The sequence below is a fragment of the Streptomyces sp. NPDC005151 genome, from assembly GCF_053599875.1.
Genome location: NZ_JBSFYR010000157.1, coordinates 1 through 9,435, shown reverse-complemented (window position 1 = coordinate 9,435; position 9,435 = coordinate 1). Strand labels below are relative to the sequence as shown.

Genomic DNA, 9,435 nt, shown 5'->3' with positions numbered 1-9,435 from the left:
ATCGACACGTTCAGAACAACGACCCACACCCACCGAAGTACCGGCCAGCTCATCAGTTCATCCGATTCAGCTATGTGCGGAGGATCGGCCTAGTCGCCAAAGCCTTCAAGATCAGCGACCGCCTCAACGATGCTGAAAACGCCCGGACCGTCTTACCGACAAGGACGCCGGCGACGTACTTGCGTTCCCCGGCGAACGGCCGCGGCGTCCCGCGACCGGTGGTCTGCCCGACGGAGTCCTGCGCGACGACCCACCGCCGATGTGGCCCGATCGGCGCTTTCGGCCCGACTCGGGAGCGTTCCTCGGCACGCTGGCACGGCTGCCCGCCGTTCGTCAGCCATGGCTGCGCAGGATCCACGACCACGTGAATGAGCACCGGTACTTATATCCGTTCTAAGTGCTTTTTCTGGCGATTTCGAGCGGAGTCAGATCGCCAGCGCTGCGACGGTGACCGTGCCTAGAAAGTCCAACAGTGCCAGGGGGCAATAGTCAGTCCAGAACCCCGCTCGCATGCCACCAGTACACCGAACAACGCCGCCTCCCGATGCTCGCGCTCCTCGCGGGCGCCATCGCAGGGACGCACCGAGCAGCCCTGTGCGAGATCCAACGACGCATCATGTCCGGCACACTCCCCGCACGCATGCCCGACGCGGTCGGAGGATGCGCTGGAGCGGACCGCACGGGCGTGGTGACCATTGGTGGACGCTCGACCGCCGAGGACAGCCCCGAGCGACCCGTGCGCGCGGCGTCTCCTTGATCGACTTGATCAAGGAGCACGCGCGGCGCTTCGACCATGTCGACCTGCGGCGCGGGAAGAACAGCGGCATTCTGGTTGCATGAGCGGTGCGATGATCATCGTGGACACACCGTCCCCCACAGGGGGGCGGATAGTGAGCGTGCACCGGACCGGCGGGGACGAGGTCCTTGGGCTGGCCCACTCCGATCGCGATGTGGTGGCGTTCCTTGAGGGCGCCGGCCTGTCGGACCCGGAAGAAGTTCTTGACGACCCCCGGTGGGTGGAGTGGCGAGGCAGCCCAGCGCACCGGTGGCCCCCCGCATAGGCACTCCGGGCACACGGAAATATGCGCCAGCGGGCTGGGAATCACAGCCTTCAGCCCACCAAGGGTGAAACGTTGGGGGGAGTGCAGGACGCTGATCCTTCGAACGATGAGTCCCTCTCGCACAGCGCGGGCCGCTGGTGCGAGACCTGCGCCGCCGAAGACCCCGGATCAACGGCAGGCAACCTTGCCCAGGACTCCGAGGACCGGGCCCAGGGCGCGCGGGAGCGGAACAGGCAGTGGCCGAGTGCGGCAACCCCGCCCCACACCGCGCATCTCGTGTTCTCCGGTTGAGCGGCGTTCGTCGTTACCGTGAGTGGTCACCATGGGGGGATCGGCTCCAGATGCCACCAGCTTCGGCGCCGGACGGGTGGCGGTGACTTGGTGGTAGCCGAGAGCATGGGTTGTCAGCCGAGCCGGAGCCAGAAGGACGCGAGCTGGAGTGGCCTCAGCTTCTGGTCCGGAGCCACTGCTGCACCCACGGACGGTCGAGTGAAGGACCGCCGTTTTGGCCCGCCCCCGCAAGGACCGCGCTTCTTCTTGCCCACGGCCCCATCATCGGCCACACCGACCTCAAGGTCGGCACTGCCCAGCGTCACGCTCGAAAGATCCCGTTCTCGCCCTACTCACCACAGAAGACTCTATTGTCCTCATGTCTCACCGGAGTCTGACAGGGAGGGGTCTGCACATTTCATGCGTACCGGGTCCTGATGAACCGTCACCGAATGCCGCGGTGGAGGCTCTGCAAGCCCGGGGGGAGCCCGGCACCGGAGGATGCTCGTGGGGACCTGCCCTGAAGGTCGGCAGCCATGTTACGGATCGCAGGGAGTCGAGCGAAAAGCGCCTCCCCGGGGCAATTAGTGGCATAGCCGTCGCGATGGCCGGAGATAGCATCGAATTCGGCCGAAGTGCCCTTCGGATAGCGGCTCTTGTCGTTCGTGGACGTGAGCCGCACCTTGCTGGTGGGGTCGATGCCTCGCAAGCTGAGTTTCCAGGCGGCGAGGGCCGCGATCGCATGTTCCATGGCTGCGGGCACTGGCGTCCCTCTTCCGAAGGTGCCAATCGCCGCGATCCCCGCAGTGCCTTGGTTGAACCCGATGGTGTGGGAGCCGATGACGGGGCGGTCCGCACCGCCGGCACGGCCTTCGTAAATGGTGCCGCATTTGTCGACGAGGAAGTTGTAGCCGAGGTCTCCCCATCGCTGGTCACGGGTCTGGCCCGTATACAGATTGCGCAGGGTACGCGGGACGTCCGCGCAGTCGTAGCCGTTGGGGGTGTCGGTGTGATGGATGAAGACCGCCGCCACCCCTTCCGCGTAGTGGGCATGGGGGTCGCGCTGGGTCTCGTCGGCCTGCCATTGGATCCGCGACACGATGGCGGGCCGAGGCGCTGCATGGGGGAATGCCACCGCCGTCGCTCCGAGGGCTGGGAACGGCCGCGCGGATTCGATAGCCGGCTCCGGAACTGCTCCCGCCCGCCACACCGAAAGCGAAAGAGGGCCTCCCGGCATCGTCCCTCCGACGGCACCGGCCGTCGTCACCCCGGCCGGTGCCGCCACGAGAGGAACTGCCATAGGAATCGTGACCCACAGTGCTATGCGGTACAGACGCACAGGAAAAACCTTCTTTAGTCTTTCGCCGAGTGGACGGCGGGAGCGCGTATGGCCAACAGCTTTGCCATAGGAGGTTCGCTGCGCGCGCCGGGTTACTGCAGTCGGGCGAGCATGTCGACACACCTACCAGCTCCCCCCAAGGGGCCGAGGATGAGTCCTTCCCACATCAGGAGGGTGAGGTGCGGTGAGCGACAACGATGGCCTTCACCATGTCGGTGATCCGATGGATACTGCACCGGAGGTTTCGCAGCAGCCGGCAGCCCTTCATGACGTCCATAGGCTGCTCGCCGGCCCGGCGGATTTCGGCATGCGTGCTGTTACCGCCGCCGCTTCCCTCGCTTGAGCCGACGCCTTCAAACGGCACCCGGACGTGGGAGCCGGCGCCCCGGTACGACTTGCCTTCGCTGCGTCGGTCACCTCCAAGCCGCGCCTCACCATCACAGCCGGTCGGCTCCCGCGCCGGCCGGAAGAGTGGTGAGGGCGTCAGTTCTCGGGACGGGTGGGGTCGAAGCCGTGCTGCAGGTAGGCGGTGCATGGGCCGCTCCCCCGCGCCCGCCGCAAACGACTCACCATCGCCCGGGGCCTTCAGACCCCGAGGCTCTCGAGCGATCAGCCGCGAGCGGTCAGGACGGCAGTGAGGGATTCGTAGCTGTCGCCCACTGCTCGGTCATCCCGGAGCAGTTTTCTTCGAGGCGCTGCTGCCGGCGGACGAGGGTGTCGTCGGACGGTGGGTGCATGGCGTTCCTCCTGGGTGTCAGGTGGTGCGCTGGGGCCAAGGGACGTCGGTCTCGACGGGCGCGGCGTAGTCGATGCCGGGCACGGCGAAACCGTAGAGCTGCTGTACCTGGACGGTGAACCAGTCGAGGGCGGAGAGGGTCGGGATGTTCTCGGTGGTGGCGGTCTTCCAGCGTTCGGCGACGGCCTCCTGGACGGCGGGGGTCAGCTCCCAGGTGTCGAGGCGGATGCGGTCCTCGTCGTCGACGTCGAGGGGCGCGGTGCCGGTGAGTTGGTCCCAGAGTTGGGTGAGCTGGGCGATCGGCGGGACCATGGCGTCTTCGAGGACGCCGCGCAGCAGCCCGACATAGAGCGCGATGCCGGGAATGGCCGTGCTGGACTGGGTGACGGCGGCCCCGTTGACTGAGGTCAGGGCTCGGCCGTCGACTTCCTTGACGAGCCGGTCGTTCAGGTCGCGGGCGGCCTGTTCCAGATGGGCCTTGGCCGCACCGATGGTGCCCTGCCGGTAGATCGCGGCGGTCAGCGGCGACCCGATGTAGGACAGGGCGACAGTGGCGAACCCCTGTGCCAACAGGTCGCGCCCGGCGAGGTGGTCGATCCAGCGGGCCCAGTCCGTGCCGCCCATGACGGCGACGGTCTGCTCGATGTCGTCGCCCTCAGCCGGCCCGGTCTCGACTGTCGTGACCTCGGGTGCCCCATCGCCGTCGAAGACGAGGGTCTTGGTGCGGTACGCCTCACCGATCGGCTTGAGCACGGACGCGTACGTGACACCGGTGTCGGGATCGGTGCGGCGGGGGGCTGCAACGGAATAGACGAGGTAGTCGAGCTTCCCGCCGAACCGCTCGTCGAGGAGGTCGGCGACCTGGTCCTTCAGGGTGTCGGAGAACGCGTCGCCGTTGAGGAACACGAAGTCCCGCCCGTGCTTCACGGCCAGCTCGGCCGTTGCGGCAGTCCGGTACCAGCCGGCCGTTGCGGTTCGGCGGCCGGGTGCCTTCTCGAAGGACACGCCGACGCCCCGGATACCGGCCCTGGCGAGTCCTGCGATGGTGGCGGCCAGCCCGTAACCGGCGGACGAGCCGATCACAAGCGCGACGGGCGCCTCGTCCGCGTCCGTACGACCCTCCTGCGCCGGTTCGGGGACGGCCTGCCACATGTCCTGGACGAGCCGGGTGCAGCCGGCAGGATGTGAGTCGAGGAACAGGAAGCCGCGGGAGCGGGAACTGACGATGCGTTCGGTCATGAGGAGTTGTCCTTGCCGGTCGACATGTCCAGGGGTGCGGCGACCACCGGAGTACTCACCGCGTCCTGCAAGTCTCGGACCGTGCGGACCCGGGCGGTCACCTTGTCGGGAACAGTAATGATGAGGCGACCTTGGAGAGTTTCCACCATTTCGAGCAGGGCCGGGCCGGCCACGCCCGGCTCCAGCTCCAGCTCCAGCTCCGGCTCCGGCTCCGGCACCGGCTCCGGCACCCGACACGACTCCGAGCACTCGGTCACCGGCCTGCCCGTGACCGCGGCAAGGACCTCCGTGAATGTCTGGGCGATCACGCGCCTCCCCCGCGCCGATCCAGGACGGCAGCGCACCGGCCGATCCCGGTGCTCGTGGCAGGCCGGGCCTGTGAGCGAAGACTTTGTAACGTTCATCCCGCTCGCGTCGCTGATCGACTGTCCGTACGGGCCTGGCGGCGGAGTTCCACCCGGGCCGCGACGCTCCGGCCGGGATCGGAGGTCCAGAAGGGATGCCACTGGATCCGGGCGGACAGGTGCAGCAGGCGACGGCGCAGCAAGGTGCGGTTGCGCGGGTGAGACGCGGCGAGCGCTTGGTTCGTGGAGTTCCAGTCGCGCTGAGCCTGCACCAGTTCGTGGGGGAAGGTGATGGACTTACATTAGATCGGATGTTCGATTAATTGGTCGATACGTGTCACTGCGTGAGGTCTAACGGCCGCACCCGGTTAAGAGGTCCTGTTCACCGGTAGCGGCGAACAGGGCAGTTCCTGGAGGCTTTCTCGTCTGCACGCGAATGCGGGTCAGGCCTGTCGGTGGACGTCCCGCAGGAGGACCGCGCAAGCCTTTGCGGATTCCACGGTGCGCGCTCTGTGGGCAGCACCCGTGATGCAGAGCGTGCCGGGACGGCAGCACCCCTGGCATCCGGCACAGTGGCACCGGCCCGGCCTGCAGTACAGCAGGCCGCAGGTAATGCATGCCCCCTCCCCGCTGCGCGGTCGGCACGGAACGGGCAAAGGGGCCACGATGGAAGACAAGCCGATGTCACATACTCATATCGAGAACGACCGGCGGCCTGACCGGACTGACACGCGAACGCCGGCAGTGATCCCGCCGTCTTCCAGTTCTGGCTGTGTCCCGGCAGCGTCGCGGTCCTCCACGCCTGGCATGCCTTGAAGGCGTCATGGTGACTGGACAACCCGCCCTGCTGCTTCCGTGGTGGTCCGTCGGCACCGTCCCGGGATCTCGGGGCAGAGGAGAGCTCCCGGTGAACTACATCCCTGAGCGACTGCGCGCCTCCCCCGAACCTGCGGCCCACGTTCCGGCGCGGTCGGCAGTGTCAGCGGGCGACTGCGGTCTGCTCCTCATCAGGATCACGTTCGGCCTGCTGATGGCGGGGCACGGCTCCCAAAAGCTCTTCGGCCTATTCGGTGGCGACGGCCTCACTGCCACAGGCAAGGGGTTCGCCGCGCTGGGATATCACCCTGGAAACGTCTACGCCGTCATCGGCGGTGGCTCCGAGTTTCTGGGAGGCATCGGCCTGGCTCTGGGTCTGTTCACGCCACTGGCAGCGGCTGCCCTGATCGGTGTGATGATCAATGCCATGGTGACCGTTACCGCGCCACACGGTTTGTGGGAATTCCACGGCGGCGTGGAGTACAACGTGTGCATCGCCGTCGTTGCACTTGGCATCGCCGCCACCGGCCCGGGGCGGCTCGCCCTGGACCACCCGTTCCGCTGGGGAAAGGGCGGCTGGCGCGAAGCAGGTTTCGCTCTGTGTCTCGGTGGCATTGGCGCCGCCATCGTGCTGAGCCTCTAGCCTGGCCGTTTCTCTGAGGCGGGGCCAGTTGGCCTTCGGACCTTGCTGTTAGAGCCTCTTTCGTCCAGGTCAGATCAGTGCGGCACGCACGTTGGCGAGCGCCTCGTCGAGGGTGGCCGCAACGTTCTCGTGACCGCTGAAGCCGTCGTCCTCGCCCGGGTCGACGGTCCAGCCCCAGCCGCTTTCAGGATGCCCGTCGATGGTTGCGGCGTGCTTGCCCTTAGTAATAGTGATGGAGAGGTTCCCGGCCGGGAAGGTCTCGATGTCGACGTGTGCCGTCTCGCCGAAGGCGTGGTGGATGGCGTCGCGGGCTTCCTGCTCGGTGGTCATGGGCTACTCCTGGTGGACGGTGACGACGACGGTGCGGCCGCTCGGGTCGGTGAGGGGGCGGCCGCCCGGGGGGATCGAGGGTGCCGGCGGGCGTGGTGCGGCCGAGGGGTGGGGTGAAGCTCGAGAACGGTGCCATCGGTGCGGGTGGCGCAGTACTCGGGACAGGTTCCGTGCTGCTCTTTGGTGAAGGTGGACGTCTCAGCAGGCTATCCCCGAGCCGGAGCCCCACTCCTGTGGCAGATACTCCCAGGCAATCGCCGTGTGCGGCAGGAACAGAATCTCCTGCAACTCCGCCGATCTTTCAGACGTATGCAATCTGGGTGGCCCGTGCGGCGCTCGACCTTCGGCCGGAGCGGCTCGATCACGCCGCACAGGTCGTCGCTGCCTTTCCATCTCTTCGCCCCGCGCCATTCCAGTACCCCCGCAACCTGATGAACCTGACACCGAGCTGGACCCGATCACTCCATTGATCATTCTGCGGGAACTTCTTGAGGAAACCCGGCAACGGCTGGAGCAGCAGATTACGAGTTGGCTGACGCTATTGCTGCCGTTGGCCCTCGGTGTGAGCGTGGCGTCTTCGGCTCCGGCTGTCTCGCCGCGTTCAGTGCAGCCGATCATGCGTCCGTGAGCCTCTCCCAACCCCATGTTGCCGGTATGAGGCAGAGGGTGAGGACGATTTTGACCAGGTCGGTGATGTGGGTGGTGCTGCATCGCAGCTTCGCAGGAATCGACAGGTCTTGAGGGTGGCTCTGGCCTCTTCTCCTCGCGTGCGGACGTCCACGCGGGAGCCGTTGTTGGCCTGCTGTCCGGCTGACAGGCTTCCCCAACGTCCGCGGAAGGGAACGCGGACGCTGCTGCCTGCACTCCGGTATCCCCTGTCGGTCGAGCACGGATGTCGGCGCGGGCCAGGGCACCCAAGATGCCGCGGGTACGGGCTGCGCGGATGTCATGGCCCGCGCCGGGCAATGCGGGCGACGAGGCGCACAGCAGACGACCGAACGGATCGGGGATGACCTGAACGTTCATCCCGCGCTTGCGGTGTTTCCCGGAATAGTACGGCCGATCGGCGGCCATCCGGAGGAGCCCCCGGCTCCGTGCCGGAGCCTTCGGCACTGAGCCGAACCGCGCGAGTTGATTGCGGTTCAGCGGTATCCGGTGGCGTCGGCGGGCTTGCCCGCGTCCTGAACCTCGACGATGTACCGCCAGGCGTTCGGTCGGCTGCCGTCAACGTCGGTGAAGCCGTAAACCCGGGCGAGCTGACCGCCGGACAAAGACTGCCCGTTCCAACGGCTCACCTGGGGATCGGCGGCCAGGGCAGCGACGGCTCGCCCGACGTAGAACGGGGTCTCGGAGATGCAGAAGTGCGGCTCGCGCTCCAGCGCGTCATGCCACGATTCCTCGGTCACGCCGAAGTGGTCGAGCATGATCTCCGAACGCATCCACCCGGGCGTCAGTGCCACCGCTGTGCCGCCCCGCGGACCCAGTTCGTGACCCAGCGCGAAGGCCATGCGCAGCACCGCGGCCTTGGCGAGATCGTAGAAGAACGAGACCCGGTAGGTGTCCCGGTTGTACTCGGCGGTGCCGTCGGTCATCTCGACCACCAGTCCGCCGTTATTCCGCAGGAGGAGGGGAAGAGCGTGGTGGCTGGTGATTGCGTGGGTCTCCACCGCGAGCCGGAGCAGCCGCAGTCCCTTGTCGAGGTCGTGCTCCCACACGGGGGTGTCCCATGCGAAGAGGAGTTCCCCGCCCCAGATGTCGTTGACCAGGATGTCCAGCCGGCCTTGTTCGGATGCCATGCGATCCACCAGGCTTCGGACCTGGGAAGGAACCAAGTGGTCGGTCGGCACCGCGATGCCGTGACCTCCCGCCTCGGTCACGAGATCGGCGGTGTCCTCGATGGTCTCGGGGCGGTTGTACTCCGAGCTTTGCCCCCGTGTGCTACGGCCAGTTACGTAGACGGTAGCCCCGGCCGCACCGAGTTCCACCGCGATCGCCCTGCCGGCTCCCCGCGTCGCCCCTGCGACAAGGGCGACCTTTCCGTCCAACGTTGCTGACATGCGTTTCCTTCCGTGTCCTTGACGCGCTGCGCCGACGCCGTGCGAGCACCGCCGACAGGATGGTTGCCCAGAAACCGGACACCTTCTGTCGTGTTTTCCCAAGCACGGCTGCAGCATCGCGATCGCGTGGATCGGTACTTGTGACTCCTCCCCCTCGTGAACGAGGGGGCTTCTCGTTACGCCGGGTTGGCGTTTCTACGGACCAGCCCGGCCCGTAGAACGTTGGTTGCTCCCACGGTGTCCGCGTGCGCCTGGTGGCCGCATGCGACGCAGTGGAACTTCTCCTGTGTGGGCCGGTTCTCCTTGGCGGTGTGCCCGCATTCGGGGCAGCGCCGCGAGGTGTTGCGGGGGTCCACAGCGATCACTTCCCGTCCGGCGCTTTCAGCCTTGGCGTGCAGGATCGTGAGGAACACCCCCCATCCGGCATCAGCGATCGAGCGGTTCAGCCCGGCCTTGGACGCGGCCCCGTTCGGCAGGAAGCTGCCCGGCCGGTCCGGGTCGGGCTTCGGCGCAGGGGCCTTGCTCATGTTGCGGATCCTGAGGTCTTCGTGCGCGATGAGATCGTGCTCACGGACCATCGCGAGAGCGGTCTTGTGCGCG

8 protein-coding genes and 1 pseudogene are annotated in these 9,435 nt (G+C 67.0%); 2 read left to right on the top strand and 7 right to left on the bottom strand.

Annotation, left to right across the window (positions count from 1 at the left end; translation table 11 throughout):
* Positions 1-1,776: 1,776 nt before the first annotated feature.
* Positions 1,777-2,466: a peptidoglycan recognition protein family protein gene (locus ACWD6R_RS38375; RefSeq protein ID WP_451822990.1), complete on the bottom strand. Its 690-nt coding sequence runs from the start codon at positions 2,464-2,466 to the stop codon at positions 1,777-1,779.
* A 388-nt stretch (positions 2,467-2,854) separates the two neighbouring features.
* Between ACWD6R_RS38375 and ACWD6R_RS38370 the strand changes: the two genes are divergently transcribed.
* Positions 2,855-3,013, top strand: coding sequence for a hypothetical protein (locus tag ACWD6R_RS38370; RefSeq protein WP_451822989.1), 159 nt, complete (start codon positions 2,855-2,857; stop codon positions 3,011-3,013).
* Between the two features lie 411 nt (positions 3,014-3,424).
* Here ACWD6R_RS38370 and fabV read toward each other — a convergent pair whose 3' ends face one another.
* Positions 3,425-4,645, bottom strand: a complete 1,221-nt coding sequence (gene fabV / locus ACWD6R_RS38365) for an enoyl-[acyl-carrier-protein] reductase FabV (RefSeq protein ID WP_451822988.1) — start codon at positions 4,643-4,645, stop codon at positions 3,425-3,427.
* Positions 4,642-4,953: a hypothetical protein gene (locus ACWD6R_RS38360; RefSeq protein WP_451822987.1), complete on the bottom strand. Its 312-nt coding sequence runs from the start codon at positions 4,951-4,953 to the stop codon at positions 4,642-4,644. The genes fabV and ACWD6R_RS38360 overlap by 4 nt, the downstream gene beginning before the upstream one ends.
* Positions 4,954-6,019: 1,066 nt before the next feature.
* Between ACWD6R_RS38360 and ACWD6R_RS38355 the strand changes: the two genes are divergently transcribed.
* Positions 6,020-6,448: a DoxX family protein gene (locus tag ACWD6R_RS38355; RefSeq protein ID WP_451822991.1), complete on the top strand. Its 429-nt coding sequence runs from the start codon at positions 6,020-6,022 to the stop codon at positions 6,446-6,448.
* A gap of 69 nt (positions 6,449-6,517) precedes the next feature.
* Here the strand turns inward: ACWD6R_RS38355 and ACWD6R_RS38350 are convergent, their stop codons facing one another.
* The 4 genes and pseudogenes from ACWD6R_RS38350 to ACWD6R_RS38335 form a co-directional block, all read right to left on the bottom strand.
* Positions 6,518-6,778, bottom strand: a complete 261-nt coding sequence (locus ACWD6R_RS38350; protein WP_451381628.1) for a hypothetical protein — start codon at positions 6,776-6,778, stop codon at positions 6,518-6,520.
* Between the two features lie 614 nt (positions 6,779-7,392).
* Positions 7,393-7,855 (bottom strand): annotated as a pseudogene (locus ACWD6R_RS38345) (transposase family protein); the annotation flags it as partial.
* A gap of 65 nt (positions 7,856-7,920) precedes the next feature.
* Positions 7,921-8,835 carry an SDR family oxidoreductase gene (locus ACWD6R_RS38340; RefSeq protein WP_451822986.1) on the bottom strand — a complete coding sequence of 305 codons (915 nt, stop codon included), beginning with the start codon at positions 8,833-8,835 and terminating at the stop codon, positions 7,921-7,923.
* Between the two features lie 176 nt (positions 8,836-9,011).
* On the bottom strand, positions 9,012-9,435 hold a 424-nt coding region (locus ACWD6R_RS38335), incomplete at its 5' end, for an RNA-guided endonuclease InsQ/TnpB family protein (protein WP_451822985.1).